Source organism: Methylomonas rivi (assembly GCF_024505165.1).
In the GTDB taxonomy this organism is placed as follows: Bacteria; Pseudomonadota; Gammaproteobacteria; order Methylococcales; family Methylomonadaceae; genus Methylomonas; species Methylomonas rivi.
In genome coordinates, this window is the sequence record NZ_JANIBK010000090.1 from 1 (window position 1) to 15,785 (window position 15,785).

15 protein-coding genes and 1 tRNA gene are annotated in these 15,785 nt (G+C 53.1%); 10 read left to right on the plus strand and 6 right to left on the minus strand.

Going from position 1 to position 15,785, the window contains the following annotated elements; translation table 11 throughout:
- From NP596_RS14590 to NP596_RS14610, 5 genes are all read right to left on the minus strand, one after another.
- A partial coding sequence (locus NP596_RS14590) for a hypothetical protein (protein ID WP_256616122.1) occupies nt 1-338 on the minus strand: 338 nt, incomplete at its 3' end.
- A gap of 117 nt (nt 339-455) precedes the next feature.
- A complete protein-coding gene (mltB, locus tag NP596_RS14595) occupies nt 456-1,610 on the minus strand; it encodes a lytic murein transglycosylase B (protein WP_256616123.1) in 1,155 nt (384 codons plus the stop codon).
- Between the two features lie 13 nt (nt 1,611-1,623).
- Nucleotides 1,624-2,757, minus strand: a complete 1,134-nt coding sequence (locus tag NP596_RS14600) for a PilT/PilU family type 4a pilus ATPase (protein ID WP_256616124.1) — start codon at nt 2,755-2,757, stop codon at nt 1,624-1,626.
- A gap of 14 nt (nt 2,758-2,771) precedes the next feature.
- Entirely contained in the window at nt 2,772-3,809 is a 1,038-nt protein-coding gene (locus NP596_RS14605; RefSeq protein ID WP_256616125.1) for a type IV pilus twitching motility protein PilT, read from the minus strand.
- A gap of 113 nt (nt 3,810-3,922) precedes the next feature.
- Nucleotides 3,923-4,264, minus strand: a complete 342-nt coding sequence (locus NP596_RS14610; protein ID WP_256616126.1) for a TraR/DksA family transcriptional regulator — start codon at nt 4,262-4,264, stop codon at nt 3,923-3,925.
- Nucleotides 4,265-4,451: 187 nt separating this feature from the next.
- On the opposite strand from NP596_RS14610, the gene NP596_RS14615 reads away from it, so the two are divergent.
- The 7 genes from NP596_RS14615 to topA all read left to right on the plus strand — a co-directional run bounded on the left by NP596_RS14615 (nt 4,452) and on the right by topA (nt 13,091).
- Nucleotides 4,452-5,681, plus strand: a complete 1,230-nt coding sequence (locus NP596_RS14615) for an NADP-dependent isocitrate dehydrogenase (RefSeq protein ID WP_256616127.1) — start codon at nt 4,452-4,454, stop codon at nt 5,679-5,681.
- A gap of 153 nt (nt 5,682-5,834) precedes the next feature.
- On the plus strand, nt 5,835-6,956 hold the full coding sequence (gene gmd / locus NP596_RS14620) for a GDP-mannose 4,6-dehydratase (RefSeq protein WP_256616128.1): 1,122 nt from the start codon (nt 5,835-5,837) through the stop codon (nt 6,954-6,956).
- A gap of 4 nt (nt 6,957-6,960) precedes the next feature.
- On the plus strand, nt 6,961-7,929 hold the full coding sequence (gene fcl / locus NP596_RS14625) for a GDP-L-fucose synthase (RefSeq protein ID WP_256616129.1): 969 nt from the start codon (nt 6,961-6,963) through the stop codon (nt 7,927-7,929).
- 153 nt (nt 7,930-8,082) lie between these two features.
- Nucleotides 8,083-9,129: a LysM peptidoglycan-binding domain-containing protein gene (locus NP596_RS14630; RefSeq protein ID WP_256616130.1), complete on the plus strand. Its 1,047-nt coding sequence runs from the start codon at nt 8,083-8,085 to the stop codon at nt 9,127-9,129.
- 54 nt (nt 9,130-9,183) lie between these two features.
- Nucleotides 9,184-10,281, plus strand: a complete 1,098-nt coding sequence (gene dprA / locus NP596_RS14635) for a DNA-processing protein DprA (protein WP_256616131.1) — start codon at nt 9,184-9,186, stop codon at nt 10,279-10,281.
- Nucleotides 10,282-10,289: 8 nt separating this feature from the next.
- Nucleotides 10,290-10,757 (plus strand): Smg family protein, encoded by a 468-nt coding sequence (locus NP596_RS14640; RefSeq protein ID WP_013820831.1) that lies wholly within the window; start codon nt 10,290-10,292, stop codon nt 10,755-10,757.
- A gap of 15 nt (nt 10,758-10,772) precedes the next feature.
- Nucleotides 10,773-13,091: a type I DNA topoisomerase gene (gene topA / locus NP596_RS14645; protein ID WP_256616132.1), complete on the plus strand. Its 2,319-nt coding sequence runs from the start codon at nt 10,773-10,775 to the stop codon at nt 13,089-13,091.
- Here topA and NP596_RS14650 read toward each other — a convergent pair.
- On the minus strand, nt 13,088-13,480 hold the full coding sequence (locus NP596_RS14650) for a DUF192 domain-containing protein (protein WP_256616133.1): 393 nt from the start codon (nt 13,478-13,480) through the stop codon (nt 13,088-13,090). The genes topA and NP596_RS14650 overlap by 4 nt on opposite strands.
- Before the next feature lie 157 nt (nt 13,481-13,637).
- On the opposite strand from NP596_RS14650, the gene NP596_RS14655 reads away from it, so the two are divergent.
- From NP596_RS14655 to clpP, 3 genes are all read left to right on the plus strand, one after another.
- A tRNA-Leu gene (locus NP596_RS14655) sits at nt 13,638-13,721 on the plus strand.
- A gap of 112 nt (nt 13,722-13,833) precedes the next feature.
- The gene (gene tig / locus NP596_RS14660) at nt 13,834-15,135 is read left to right on the plus strand and encodes a trigger factor (RefSeq protein WP_256616134.1); all 1,302 of its coding nucleotides are present in this window, start codon (nt 13,834-13,836) and stop codon (nt 15,133-15,135) included.
- A gap of 8 nt (nt 15,136-15,143) precedes the next feature.
- On the plus strand, nt 15,144-15,776 hold the full coding sequence (clpP, locus tag NP596_RS14665) for an ATP-dependent Clp endopeptidase proteolytic subunit ClpP (RefSeq protein WP_013820827.1): 633 nt from the start codon (nt 15,144-15,146) through the stop codon (nt 15,774-15,776).
- Nucleotides 15,777-15,785 lie beyond the last annotated feature (9 nt).

Sequence of the window (15,785 nt, forward strand, 5' to 3'; positions counted from 1 at the left end):
GCCGCGCCTATGCCTGCCGCTACAGGGTCGCCGCGCCCCATTTCGTAACCCATTGCGCTTCCGACCATGCCGCCCACCAGGCCTTGCGGCGAGCGCTGATCGTAGCGGTAATAGCTCACCGGAGGCGGCGGTGGCGCATAGTAACGCGGCCGGGCCGGAACATATTCGATCACCCGTTCGGGCATATAGATAATTTCTTGCCGGTAACGCGGGTAATGGCCGTGTCCATGGTGATGGCCGTGATGGTGGCCGTGTCCATGGCCGCGCCAATGCGGATCGGCCGGAGTGGGTAGGGAATACAGTAAGCCAAGTACTGCAATAATCGCTAATCTGATCATAAATACTCCTATACGGTAACTGATTCAGTTGCGATTAATTCTGGAGGGCTCCACTTAAAAAAAGCTTAATAAATTTTTTGATTATTCGGTGTTCAATCAACGGGAGTAACGCGGTTGTTATCCCCTCTTATCGTTGTGGTAAGCATTCTTGATTGCCTGGGCCAGTTCGTGAACGGCCATGGCGTAGTGGGTACTTTGATTGTAGCGGGTGATGACGTAAAAGTTCGGGTAGCCAACGCGGTACTCATCGTTATTATTGTGCCGCAGCCACAACAGCCGCAAAGGGGCGTCGCAGCCGCAGTCCGTGCCGACCGACAGGCCGGATTCGGTTAAGGATTTTAACGAATATAAATGGTCCAGGCCGGGCTCCAGGTTGCTTGCCGCCGGACTGCCGTTAACCGAAGAAACCACCGGCTGCCCAGGTTGCCAGCCGTGTTGAGCAAAATAGTTGGCGACGCTGCCGATACTGTCTTCCGGATCCCACAAGTCGCGACGGCCGTCGCCGTTAAAATCCACCGCCCATTCCATGAAGCTGCTGGGCATGAATTGGCCGAGGCCCATGGCGCCGGCAAAGGAGCCGACCGGTCTGGCGGGGTCGATACGCTCGCTGCGCGCCATGACCAGAAAGTTTTCCAATTCTCCGCGAAAGTATTCTCCGCGGCGCCGGTAGTCGAACGCTAAAGTGGTCAAGGCGTCGATGACGCGGTGGTTGCCGACATAGCTGCCAAAGGTGGTTTCGATCGCCATGATGCCCAGAATATATTCGGCGGGCACTCCATATTGCCGGCTAGCGCGCTGCAATGCGTTTTGGTGCCGATGCCAAAAAACGACACCGCTATTGATGTGCCGGTCATCCAGAAATTTTGCCCGGTAACGCGACCAGCTGCCTTTGCCGGGCTGCGCTTTCAAGCTTTGGTCCGATTTGGCCAAGTAATCCAAAGTCCATTGTTTGCGCTTGGCCTGCGAAAACAGGCCGTTCAGATAGTAACGGTCAAAGCCGTGCTTTTGCGCCATGAAATCGATGAACTGATTTAGGGCTTGATAGCCGGCGTAATCCCCCGAAACAGACTCGGCCCGGTAGCCGCCGGTAGCGGTAAGCGGGCGCAAGTCGGGGGTTGCCGATCTGGACCGGCTGGGCGGAATCTGTTGCGTGGGCGTTCCGGCGCGCTGATTGACAGTCTGCGGCTTTTCCGGCTGATTGGCGCAACCGCTGAATATCAGCAGGCTCAGGCCGAAACAAACACGGGTTGAAAAGGTTACTACATGTTTCATGATTTTCGGGTACTTATCGGTACAGGCTGCCGCTCTCTTCGTCGGTCTCCGACAGTTTCATGTCGTCGTTATCGAAATCGGCATTTTCGGCGCCGAGTTTGATCATCAGGCGAACTTCGTTACGGGAGTCGGCCGCATTCAAGGCATCTTCGTAGCTGATTTTGCCGGCGGTATACAGGTCGTATAGTGCTTGGTCGAAGGTCTGCATGCCGTGTTCGCGGGAGTTTTTCATCAGTTCCTTTAGCTTATGCACTTCGCCTTTACGAATCAAGTCCGAAACCAGCGGCGTATTCAGTAGGATTTCAATGGCCGGGTAACGGCCCTTGCCGTCGGCGCGCTTGACCAATTGTTGGGCGACGATGCCGCGTAAATTCAGCGATAAGTCCATGAATATTTGCCCGTGCATGTCTTCCGGAAAGAAATGCAGGATTCGGTCCAATGCTTGGTTGGCGTTATTCGCGTGCAGCGTGCATAGGCATAAATGGCCGGTTTCGGCAAAGGTGATGGCATGCTGCATGGTTTCCTTGGTCCTGACCTCGCCGATCAGTATCACATCCGGGGCTTGCCGCAAGGTGTTTTTCAGCGCCACTTCATAGGATTCGGTATCCAGTCCGACTTCGCGCTGGGTGATGATGCAGCCTTTATGGGGATGTACGAACTCTATCGGGTCTTCGATGGTGATGATATGGCCGTTGCTGTTTTCGTTGCGGTGGCGGATCAAGGCCGCCAGCGAAGTGGATTTACCTGTACCGGTGGCACCCACAAACAAAACCAGGCCGCGTTTGTACATGATCAACTCTTTCAGAACCGGCGGCAAGTGCAGGTCTTCGGAGGACGGGATATGCGTTTCGATACGGCGCAGCACCATGCCGGCGGCATCGCGCTGGGTGAAGGCGCTGACCCGGAATCGTCCCAAACCCTCGACGCCCATGGCGAACTGACATTCCTTGGTGTGTTCGAACTCGTCTTTCTGACGTTGCTCCATGATGCTGAGCACCACTTTCAAGGCTTGGTCGGCGGTTAGAAAGTTTTTGGAAACGTCCACCACTTTGCCGTCGACTTTCATACAGGGCGGTTTGCCGGCGGTGATGAATAAATCCGATGCCTTTTTTTCCACCATCAAGGCCAATAATGCTTTGAAGTCCATAATACCTCCTGATATTAACGGAACAGGTCTTTGTTGACGGCTTTCACCATGGCGGCCTTGGCGGTGATCAGGCCCTTGTCGACCAGTTCCTTCAGATTCTGGTCCAGCGTCTGCATGCCGTCCTTACGGCCGGTTTGAATCGCCGAATACATTTGCGCCACTTTGGCCTCGCGGATCAGGTTGCGAATCGCCGCCGTGCCGACCATGATTTCGTGGGCGGCAATCCGGCCGCCGCCGACTTTTTTCAATAGCGTTTGCGAGATAACCGCCTGCAAGGATTCCGACAGCATGGAACGTATCATGTCTTTTTCCGCGGCAGGGAACACGTCGATGATACGGTCTATGGTTTTGGCGGCCGAGGTGGTGTGCAAGGTACCGAATACCAAGTGGCCGGTTTCTGCTGCGGTCAGCGCCAATCGAATGGTTTCCAAATCCCGCATCTCGCCGACCAGGATGATGTCGGGGTCTTCCCGCAGCGCGGAGCGCAGAGCTTCGTTAAAACCTAGGGTATCCCGATGCACCTCGCGTTGGTTGATCAGCGATTTTTGGCTTTCGTGCACAAACTCGATCGGGTCTTCCACGGTGAGGATGTGCGAATAATCGTTGTTGTTGATATGGTTGATCATGGCCGCCAGCGTGGTGGATTTGCCCGAGCCGGTAGGGCCCGTCACCAAAATCAAGCCGCGCGGTTTGGTACAGACTTCCTCGAAAAATTTGGGCGCGCCCAGCTCTTCCAGGGTTAATACCTTGGACGGAATGGTCCGGAACACCGCGCCGGCGCCCCGGTCCTGGTTGAAGGCATTAACCCGGAAGCGCGCCACGCCGGGCAGCGCAAAGGAAAAGTCGGTTTCCAGAAACTCCTCGTAATCGCGGCGCTGTTTGTCGTTCATGATGTCGTAAATCAGCGCGTGCACTTCTTTATGGTCCAAGGCCGGAATATTGATGCGGCGGATATCGCCATCGACCCGAATCATCGGTGGCAAGCCGGCGGACAAGTGTAAATCCGAGGCTTTATTTTTAACGGAAAAAGTCAATAATTCGGCGATGTCCATGATGGTTGTCTCAGCAATAGTGAAAGTGTACGGGCAAGGATAGTACAGATTGTTAAGCGAATCGTGCCGGGGCGTTTTCGATGGGCGGCCGGATTTTTATGTTATCGATATTCTCAATGCCGCTCGTTGAGTTTGGCGCATTGAATGCATAGATTGGCGTAAGGCAGGGCCATAAGGCGCTCTTTTTTGATCGGTTGTCCGCAGCTTAGGCAAATACCGTAGCTGCCGTCATCGATTCTGGAAATGGCCTGCTTGATTTTTTCCACTTCATCCCGGGCGGCGTTGCCCAGGGCGTCTAACACTTCGTCATTTTCGGCCTCGACCGCTTGTTCGGAAAAATCCTGTTCCGGCGGTTTGTCGATATGTTTTACATCATCGGTGATTTTACCCAGGCGGTCATCCAACTCTTCCAGCATACTGAGCAGATGATTGCGCACTTCTTGATATTCTTTCATTTTGGAGTCTCCGCAGGCTAGCTGCTTTGGATGGCGGCCGGCCCAAAGGCAGGCCCAAGTGTCGGGTTCTTATACAATGATCCGGCAAGCAGTGCAATAACGCGGTTTGATGGTGGCGGTAAAGCTTAAAGCACTTAACGTTTTAGCGGGCTATACTGGATCGATTAGTTAATTTGCGGAGTCTGGAATGAAAAAAATACACGTCGAAAATCCGGTCGTTGAAATCGATGGCGATGAAATGACCCGCATCATCTGGCATTTCATAAAAGATCGGTTGATCCTGCCTTACCTGGACTTAGCAATCGATTATTACGATTTGAGTATCGAGCAACGGGACGCCACGGATGACCAAATCACGATAGATGCCGCAAATGCGATCAAACGGCATGGTGTCGGCATCAAATGCGCCACGATTACGCCGGACGAAGCCAGGGTGGAAGAGTTCGGCCTGAAAAAAATGTACAAGTCTCCCAACGGCACCATTCGAAATATTCTGGACGGGACGGTGTTTCGGGAGCCCATTATTTGCCGAAACGTGCCAAGACTGGTGCCTAACTGGACCCAACCCATCTGCATAGGCCGGCACGCGTTTGGCGATCAATACCGGGCTACCGACTTTGTCACCCGGGGCAAGGGTACCTTGCGCATCAGTTTTACGCCCGATGATGGCGAAGCCGAGCAGGCGTTTGAGGTATACCATTTCGAGGGGGACGGCGTGGCGCTGGCCATGTATAACACGGACGAATCCATCGCCGGGTTTGCCCACAGTTGCTTCAACGTGGCGCTGGATAGAGGCTGGCCGCTGTATTTGTCCACTAAAAATACCATCTTGAAAAAGTACGACGGCCGGTTTAAGGATATTTTCGAAGCCATTTATCAGGCGGAATACAAACATAAATTTACGGCCAAAGGCATTGTTTATGAACACAAGCTGATCGACGACATGGTGGCCTCGGCCCTAAAATGGAATGGCGCGTTCGTCTGGGCGTGTAAGAATTACGACGGCGACGTGCAATCGGATACCGTGGCGCAGGGCTTCGGTTCGCTGGGCTTAATGACATCGACCCTGGTGACCCCGGACGGCAAGATTATGGAAGCGGAAGCAGCGCACGGTACCGTCACCCGCCATTACCGCATGCATCAGCAAGGCAAAACAACCTCGACTAATCCTATCGCGTCGATTTTTGCCTGGACTCGCGGGTTGGCGTTTCGCGGTAAACTGGACGGCAATGCCGAGCTGATAACGTTTTGCGAAACCCTGGAAAAAGTCTGCGTCGATACGGTGGAGTCCGGCAAAATGACCAAGGATCTGGCGCTGTGCATCCACGGCGACGCTTTGAACGCGTCGCATTATTTGAATACCGAGGCGTTTTTGGAAACCTTGCGGGCCAATCTCGAGGCATGCCGGCCGGGATAACGCCTTGAAATAATTTGGTAACTAACGGATTTAAAATAAAATGGTGTAGGATTCGAGATTGAACAGGCGAGTGTTAACACCTTTCAAACTGCCGGCTTGGGCTACGGCGGCGTGGTTTATTTGGATGAATTGTTTAAAACTTTAGGAGTTGATATGGAAAAGCGGGTTGCTTTAATCACAGGGATCACCGGTCAGGATGGTTCGTATCTGGCGGAATTTTTGTTGGAAAAGGGCTATGAAGTGCATGGTATCAAGCGGCGGGCGTCGCTGTTCAATACCGAGAGGGTCGATCACATTTACCAAGATCCCCATGTCAAGGATCCCAAGTTTTATCTGCATTACGGCGATTTGACCGATAGCTCCAACCTGACCCGGATACTCAAGGAAACCCATCCCACCGAGGTGTATAACCTGGGTGCCATGAGCCACGTCGCCGTGTCGTTCGAGTCGCCGGAATATACCGCCGATGTGGATGCGGTCGGTACCTTGCGGATTCTCGAAGCCATGCGCTTTTTAGGCATGGAGAAAACCGCGCGCTTCTATCAGGCCTCCACCTCCGAGCTGTATGGTTTGGTGCAGGAAATTCCGCAAAAGGAGACTACGCCGTTTTATCCGCGCTCGCCTTATGCGGTGGCCAAGCTGTATGCCTACTGGATTACCGTGAATTACCGCGAAGCCTACGGTATGTACGCCTGTAACGGCATTTTGTTCAACCATGAGTCGCCGCGCCGGGGCGAAACCTTTGTGACCCGCAAAATCACCCGCGGCTTAAGCAATATCGCCATGGGCCTGGAGCAGTGTCTTTACATGGGGAATATGGACTCGCTGCGCGATTGGGGGCATGCCAAGGATTATGTGCGCATGCAATGGATGATGTTGCAGCAGGAGCAGCCGGAGGATTTTGTGATTGCAACCGGGGTGCAATATTCGGTGCGGCAGTTTATAGAAATGTCGGCCCGTGAGCTGGGTATCGCGCTGCGCTGGGAAGGCAAGGGCGTCGACGAAAAAGGTTATATCGCGGCCATAACCGGCGATAAAGCGCCAAAAGCCGAAGTGGGTCAACAAATAGTGGCCATAGACCCACGTTATTTCCGTCCGGCCGAAGTGGAAACCTTGTTGGGCGACCCCACCAAGGCCAAGGAAAAATTGGGCTGGGTACCGCAAATTACCTTGCAGGAAATGGTCGGCGAAATGGTGGCTTACGATTTGGAACAAGCGCAAAAACATGCGTTGTTACAAAACCAAGGTTACAGCGTTGCGGTCAGTAAGGAATAAGCGCATGACGGACAAGAAAATTTATCTGGCCGGACATCGCGGCATGGTGGGTTCGGCCATTCTGCGGCAGCTGCAGGCGGCGGGGTGCGAAAATGTTGTGGTGCGCACGCACGCCGAGTTGGATTTGACCGATCAATCCGCCGTGCGCGAGTTTATGCAAACCGAAAAGCCGGATCGAGTGATTCTGGCGGCGGCCAGGGTGGGCGGGATTCATGCTAATAATGTCTATCCCGCCGAATTCATTTATCAAAATCTGCTGATGGAAGCCAATATCATTCATCAGGCTTGGTCGGCGGGTTGCCGGGAGTTGCTGTTTCTGGGCAGTTCCTGCATTTACCCCAAATTTGCCGCGCAACCCATGCAGGAGTCGGCGTTGTTGACCGGGATATTGGAGCCTACCAACGAGCCGTATGCTATCGCCAAAATCGCCGGTATAAAATTATGCGAATCCTATAACCGTCAATACGGCACCGATTACCGTTCGGTGATGCCGACCAATCTGTACGGCGAAAACGATAATTTTCATTTGGAAAACAGTCATGTGATACCGGCCATGATACGCAAGTTTCATGATGCCAAAATGGCGCATGCGCCTGCTGTCACCCTATGGGGAACCGGTACGGCGAGACGCGAGTTTTTGCATGTGGACGATATGGCGGCGGCCTGTTTGCATGTTTTAAATCTGGACGCGCCGGCCTACCAAGCGGCGACCGAGCCGATGTTGTCGCATTTGAATGTAGGCACCGGCGAGGACGTTACCATTCGCGAATTGGCTGAAACCATCCAAAAAGTGGTGGGCTTTGCCGGCGATATCGTTTGGGATAGTTCCAAGCCGGACGGTGCGCCGCGTAAGTTGATGGATAACGGTAAATTGCGTTCCTTGGGTTGGCGGCCCGCTATCGGTTTGGAAGCGGGGCTGAAATCCGCCTATCTATGGTTCATGCAGCATCAGGCGGAATTCAAAAGTCAGTGATCGCCTTAAGCGGATTGTCGCCGGGTCGCTTGGGTTCGGGCGCTTTTATGCGGACAAGTAAAGCTTGTGGCGGGTTTCGGCTGGATTTATGGCCGAATTCATCTAAACTTTGCCTCCACACAGACTCTTCTTATGGCTGGCAGGAATAACTATATGGCTTTACGTATATTGCTGGGAGCGTTGATTCCCTTGCTTTTTAGCGCTTTTGTCTGGGCGGATTCGCTACGGATCAACCCCAATCATCCCGATCGATATACAGTGGTCAAGGGCGATACTTTATGGGATATTTCCGGCAAATTTCTCGAGCATCCCTGGCAATGGCCACAGTTGTGGCATAACAATCCGCAGATCAAAAATCCGCACTGGATTTACCCTGGGGACACGCTGTATTTTTCGTATGTAAACGGTGAGCCGCGCCTGAGCCTGAGTCCGACGGAATATTCCGGATATGGCGAAGCGCCGGATTTGACGCCGCATATCCGGGAGTCGCGGATCGAGCAAGCCATTCCCATGATACCCAGCGATGCGATTGCCCAGTTTTTGAGCACGCCGAAAGTGGTTTCCGCCGATGAACTGGCCCAGGCGCCTTACGTGCTTGAAATTGCCGATGAACATTTGGTGGCCGGCAGCGGCGACCGGGTTTACGTGCGGGCGATTGAAAATCCGGAAGGGCTGGAATACACGATTTATCGCCAGGGCAAGCCGTATATCAGTCCGGATACTCAGGAGATCCTCGGCTACGAAGCGGAATATATCGCCGACACGTTAGTGGAAACCCCCGGCGATCCGGCAACCTTGCGCATTACTAAATCCGATAGCGAAGTACGCCGCGGCGACCGCTTGATGCTAAGCACCGCCGGAGCAATGGCCCTCAATTATTTCCCCAGGCCGCCCGAGCAACGCGTTTCCGGCAGTATTATCCGGGTCATGGGCGGCGTTACCCAGATCGGCCAGCGCGATATTGTGGTGCTCGACAAGGGTACGGCGGATGGTTTGGAAGTCGGCCACACCTTGGATATTTACAAAAAAGGCCGCATCGTCATCGACAGAATGCAATCCGATGAAGCGGTACCGGTTAAATTGCCGGATGAATTGGCCGGGGTTTTGATGATATTTCGTCCCTTTGAACGGGTGAGTTATGCCTTGGTGATGAATGCCACTTCGGCCATACATACTTTGGACAGGGTGCAAACGCCTTAACATAAAAACGCCCGCCAAGAATCGGCGGGCGTTTAATCTTGGCCGTAACCTTTATTGTCAAAAAAACTGAATCCTCATATCAAGTTTTGGCTGGCCCTGGCCCGTGTCCCCGGTGTCGGGCCTGTTGCCGTTCGGCGCCTGCTGGCGCTCTTGCCCATTGAGCATGTCTTTAATGCTTCCCGAGCAGCTTTACAGGGGGCAGGTATTAGCGAAAAGCTCGTCGCGGCATTGCAAACGCCGCCCTGGGAGTTGGTCGGGCAAGATTTACGCTGGCTCGAACAGCCGGAGAATACGGCCATAACGATTCAAGATCCCGAATATCCGGAGCAATTAAAGGAAATTGCCGATCCGCCGCCGGTGTTGTTTGTAAAGGGGCGGCCGGAAATCCTGCATGGGCCGCAAATTGCCATGGTCGGTAGCCGCAATCCATCCAATATAGGCGTAAAAATTGCCGTCGAGTTTGCCCAGGCGCTGGCCGAGGCGGGTTTTGTGGTTACCAGCGGCATGGCGTTGGGTATCGACGCCGCCAGCCACCAGGGGGCATTGAATGTGGGGGGGCTTACTATCGCGGTGGCCGGTACCGGTTTGGACAGAGTGTATCCGGCTTGCCATAAGTCATTGGCCACGGACATTGTGGCTAATGGCGCATTGGTCTCCGAGTTTCCGCCGGGTACCAAGGCCAAAACCGGCCACTTCCCCAGGCGCAATAGAATCATCAGCGGTTTATGCCAGGGCTTGCTGGTCGTGGAGGCCGCCCAACAAAGCGGGTCATTAATTACCGCTCGGATGGCTTTGGAGCAAAACCGGGAAGTGTTTGCCATTCCCGGTTCGATTCATAATCCGTTGGCGCGGGGTTGTAACGCTTTAATCAGGCAGGGGGCCAAATTAGTCGAAACGGCAGAGGATATTTTTGAAGAATTAGGCCAATACAATCAAGGATATAAGTCGATTGGCGCACAAATGCATCAGACGGCGCTTGACCTGGAGCAACAAAATCTATTGAAATTGATTCCGTACAGCCCAATAACGGTTGACAATCTGGTCCAGGACAGCGGTTATTCGGTGGAAACGGTTTCATCAATGCTGCTGGTTCTGGAACTGCAAGGCTACATTGCCGCGGCCGCCGGCGGTAGCTATTACCGAATCCAATAAAGGCTCTAATGAAAGAAGATATTTTTGATGTGCTGATCTATCTGTTTGAAAACTATCTGGATGGTGACAGCGACAATTATCCCGACACCGATGTGATCGCCAGCGAGTTACTGGATGCCGGTTTTCAACAGCCTGATGTGAGCAAAGCCTTCGATTGGCTGGAATCCTTGGCGGAAATCGAAAGTATTACGCCGGCCGTGACCCCTTCGTTCCGGATCTTTAGCAGTCAGGAAGAGGCGGTATTCGATCTGGAGTGCCGCGATTTCCTGATGTTTCTCGAGCATGCAGGCATTTTGACCGCCGCCAACCGGGAAATCGCCATAGACCGGGCCATGGCTTTGAAAGACGAAGATATTACATTGGACAAGCTGAAGTGGATCGTATTGATGGTGTTGCTGAGCCAACCCGGGGATAGTGCGGCTTTTTCCCGCATGGAAGATATCGTTTACGATTTGATTCCCACTTCTTTACATTGATTTGTTACGGACAGCATGAGCAAAAGTTTAGTCATTGTAGAGTCTCCCGCCAAATGCAAAACCATAGAAAAATATTTGGGCAAGGATTTTCAGGTACTGGCCTCTTACGGGCATGTGCGCGATCTGATTCCCAAGGAGGGCGCGGTCGACCCGGAAAACGGCTTTGCCATGAAATATCAGGTCATCGACCGCAATCAGCGCCATTTGCAGGAAATCGGTAAAGCCCTGAAAAATGCCGACACCTTATATCTGGCCACCGACCCGGATAGGGAAGGCGAGGCGATTTCCTGGCATGTATTCGAACATCTGAAAGAAAAAAAGCTGTTAAAAGATAAGCAGGTGCGGCGGGTGGTGTTTCACGAAATCACCAAAAAAGCCGTTACCGAGGCCATTGCGCATCCGACCGAATTGTCTACCACCATGGTAAATGCCCAGCAAGCACGGCGGGCCTTGGATTATTTGGTGGGTTTTAATTTGTCGCCGTTGTTGTGGAAAAAAATCCGCCGCGGTTTGTCGGCCGGCCGCGTGCAAAGCCCTGCTTTGCGCATGATCGTCGAACGGGAACTGGAAATCGAGGCCTTCAAAACCCGCGAATACTGGTCGCATACGGCCGAAGCCAGCGCGCAAGGTCAGCCGTTTAAAGCCAAGCTGACCCATTTTGACGGCGAAAAACTGACGCAATTCAGCATCACCGATGAAACGCGGGCCAATCAAGTCAAACAAGCCTTGTTGGACGCGGGCGACGGCCAACTGATTGTCGCCAAGCTGGAGAAAAAACAGCGCAGCAAAAATCCGGCGCCGCCTTTTATTACATCCACTTTACAACAAGAAGCCGCGCGCAAGCTGGGCTTCACCACCAAGCGCACCATGATGGTGGCGCAGCAGCTGTATGAAGGTATCGATTTGGGCGGCGAGACCGTCGGTTTGATTTCCTATATGCGTACCGATTCGGTGAATCTGGCGGACGAGGCCTTGGCCGATATACGGGCTTTGATTGCCGAGAAATACGGCGCCGACAATGTCCCGAAAGAGCCGCGCCAATTTAAAACCAAATCCAAAAATGCCCAGGAAGCCCACGAGGCGATTCGTCCGACTTCGGTGCAACGATTGCCGGAGCAGGTTAAAGACCGCTTGACCGTCGAGCAATTCAAATTGTACGACTTGATTTGGAAGCGTACCGTAGCCTGCCAGATGATACATGCGACGTTAAATCTGGTTGCCGTGGACCTTCATTGCGGCAGCGATAAAAATGTGTTCCGCGCCACCGGTTCCACTGTCACCAATCCGGGGTTTATGATGGTGTATCTGGAGGGGGTGGACGACAGCAAGGAAGCCGCGGACGACCAAGACCGGTTGTTGCCGCCGATGGAAGAAGGCCGTCCGGTGGTTCTGAATGACGTGACCGCGAATCAGCATTTTACCGAGCCGCCGCCGCGCTACAGCGAGGCGAGTCTGGTTAAGGCCTTGGAAGAGCACGGCATCGGCCGGCCGTCGACCTACGCCACCATTATCTCGACTTTGCAGAACCGGGAATATGTCACCATCGACAGCAAGCGCTTTTATCCGACCGACGTGGGGCGTATCGTCAATAAATTTCTGACCGAACATTTCACTAAATATGTCGATTACGATTTTACCGCCAACTTAGAAGACGATCTGGATGCGGTGGCGCGGGGCGAAAAGGACTGGATTCCGCTGATGAACGATTTTTGGCGGCCCTTCTCCCGGCTGATCAGCGAAAAAGAAGAATCCGTGCAGCGCAAGGATGTGACGCAGGAAAGTATTGATGAGAAATGCCCGGAGTGCGGTAGTCCCTTGTCGATAAGACTCGGGCGTAACGGCCGCTTTGTCGGCTGTACCAATTATCCGACGTGTTCCTATACCCGTAACTTGGGCGAGGATAATGCCGCGGCAGCGGCCGAGCCGGAAGTGGTTGAAGGCCGGGTTTGTCCGAAATGTGCCTCGCCCCTGGTGATTAAAACCGGGCGTTACGGCAAGTTTGTTGGCTGCAGCGCATATCCGACCTGTAAGCATATCGAACCTTTGGAAAAACCGCAGGATACCGGCGTTGAGTGCCCGCAATGCAAGAAAGGTTCGATACTCAAACGTAAGGCGCGTAGCGGCAAGATCTTTTATTCGTGCTCCGAATATCCCAAATGCGATTACGCCTTGTGGGATGCGCCCATCAAGGAGAGTTGCCCCGATTGCCAGTGGCCGATTTTAACCTTGAAAACCACCAAGCGGCGCGGAACCGAAAAAGTCTGCCCGCAAAAAGAGTGTAAGTATGCCACGCCCTATGAGGGCGATCCCGAGGATGCCAACGGGCCCCTCTAAAATAATGTCCCGGTATCCGCGGGAGCGTTGCGGCGGTAATCCAGCATAAGCGTCTGGCCGATTGCGAGTCCGTGCTTGTCGATAAAGCCCGAGTTGACTTCCAGCATATATTGCGCGGGAACCCCGGACGTATAGATGGGGCAAGGGTCTTGTCGGCAGGGTAATAAATTGCGCAGCATGGAAAGGATCGTGCCGTCCGCCGAGAGAAACAGTATGTCCAGGGCGAGCAAGGTGTTTTTCATCCACACTCCGCGCAATGCTTGGTCGGGGTACACAAACAGCATGCCTTGGTTTTCTTGCAAATGCTCTCTATGCATCAGGCCGTATTCCCTTAATGGCGCGGTGTCGGCGATTTCGACATCAAGCCGATAGTCTTTGGCAAGGCTCACGGCACCCTGCGCCATTTGCTCCGAGCGCCCGGGTAGTGCGGCTAGAAGGAGGAGAAAACCGCTGATAAGCCGTATTTGTCTTATAGTCATAGCCGGGTTAGTGAAATGGAGTTGTTTTTGCATAATCGGCTGATTATAATGCTGCGTTCTTTTGTTTGCGAGCGTGGCGAAATTGGTAGACGCGCTGGATTTAGGTTCCAGTGGTAACCCCGTGAGAGTTCGAGTCTCTCCGCTCGCACCATTTCTTTCTGTTATTCACAGCGATACAGCGCCTTATTTCGATATATTCATGAGTTCCGCTGATCGATTCCCCTATTCAATTCCTTCTTTTTTAACTTTTTTGAGGTAATGCAATGCAAGTTTCTGTCGAGAAGACATCAGAATTAAGCCGAAAAATGATTGTTAGCGTGCCTGATGCGGTACTTCAGGAAAAAATGGAAACTCGCTTTAAAAAACTGGCCCGGGAAGTTAAGGTCGACGGCTTCCGTCCCGGCAAAGTACCGGCCAGTATGGTTAAAAAACTGTACGGCGAACGCGTCAAGCAAGAAGTGGCCGGCGATTTGATTCAATCGACTTATTTTGAAGCCCTGCAGCAACAGGAGTTGGTTCCGGCCGGCCATCCCAGCATCACGCCAGCCGATAAAAGCGAAGGTTTCGAGTATGTCGCGGAGTTCGAAGTCTATCCGGAAGTGTCGTTGGAAGCGGTTAATGGCCTGGAAATCAACCGCCCGACCGCCAGTGTAACGGATGCCGATGTCGAGAACATGATCGATAAGCTGAAACAGCAAAAGAAAACCTGGGCCGTGGCCGAGCGGGCTTCCGAGGAAGGGGATAAGGTCACGATCCATTTTTCGGGCGTCTCGGAAGGCGAGAATTTTACCGACGGCAAGGTTGAAAATTACGCGGTCGAGATTGGCGGTAAGCAAATGATTCCCGGTTTTGAGGATGAGTTGAAAGGCTTGGCGGCTGGCGACAGCAAAACGTTCAGCATTACCTTCCCGGAAAAATACAACAGCGAAAAACTGGCCGGAAAAGTTGCCGAGTTCGAAACCGAGATGGTCAAAGTCGAAGCGCCCGTGCTGCCGGAACTCGATGCCGAGTTCATCAAGGCCTACGGCGTGGAAGACGGCGATGTCGAGAGCTTCCGTACCGACGTTAAAGACAACATGGAAAGAGAGCTGGCGCAAGGCTTGAAAAACAAGCTGAAAACAGCCGTTATGGATGCCTTGTTCGAGCATGTGCAAATTACCCTGCCTAACGCCTTGGTCGACCAGGAAATTCAAGCCCTGATGAAGCCTTACGCGGAGCGCGCGAACAGAGCGCGATTGAAGTTGGAGGATCTGAACTTGCCGCGGGATATGTTTGAAAATCAGGCCAAACGCCGGGTGGCTTTGGGCTTGATTTTGGGCGAAATCATTCAAAAGAACGATATCAAGGTCGACGCCGATAAAGTACGCGCCACGATCGAGGATATGGCGAAGAGTTATGAGAAGCCGGAAGACGTAATTAACTGGTATTATGCGGACAATAGCCGCTTAAATGACGTCCAGCAGATGGTGTTGGAAGACCAAGCCGTGGCCTGGGTTATTGAGCGTGCTAGAGTCGTCGACCAAAGTGTCGCTTTCGAAGACGTCATGGATAGACAACAAGCATAGGAACCTTAATGATCGATCTAAATGGCATGAGTAGTATGGCTCCCCAAGCCGCGGGCGGTTTGGTGCCCATTGTAGTAGAGCAAACCGCGCGCGGTGAGCGTTCGTTTGACATTTATTCCCGTTTGTTGAAAGAGCGGGTAATTTTTCTGGTAGGCCAGGTGGAAGATTACTCGGCCAATCTGGTGGTGGCTCAATTGCTGTTTCTGGAGTCGGAAAATCCGGATAAGGATATTCATTTGTATATCAATTCTCCCGGCGGGTCCGTAACGGCGGGTATGTCGATTTACGACACCATGCAATTTATCAAACCCGATGTCAGCACCATGTGTATCGGTCAGGCCGCCAGCATGGGGGCTTTGTTGCTGGCGGGCGGCGCGGCGGGCAAACGCTATTGTTTGCCGCACTCGCGGGTCATGATTCATCAGCCTTTGGGCGGTTTTCAGGGCCAAGCGTCGGATTTCGATATTCATGCCCGGGAAATTCTAGCCATTCGCGAACGCTTGAATAAAATCCTGGCGCATCATACCGGCCAGCCACTGGAAAAAATCCAGCAGGATACGGACAGGGATAATTTTCTGAGTTCGCAGCAAGCGGTTGATTACGGTTTGATCGATAAGGTTCTGACCAGTCGTAACGGCTAATCCGAATTC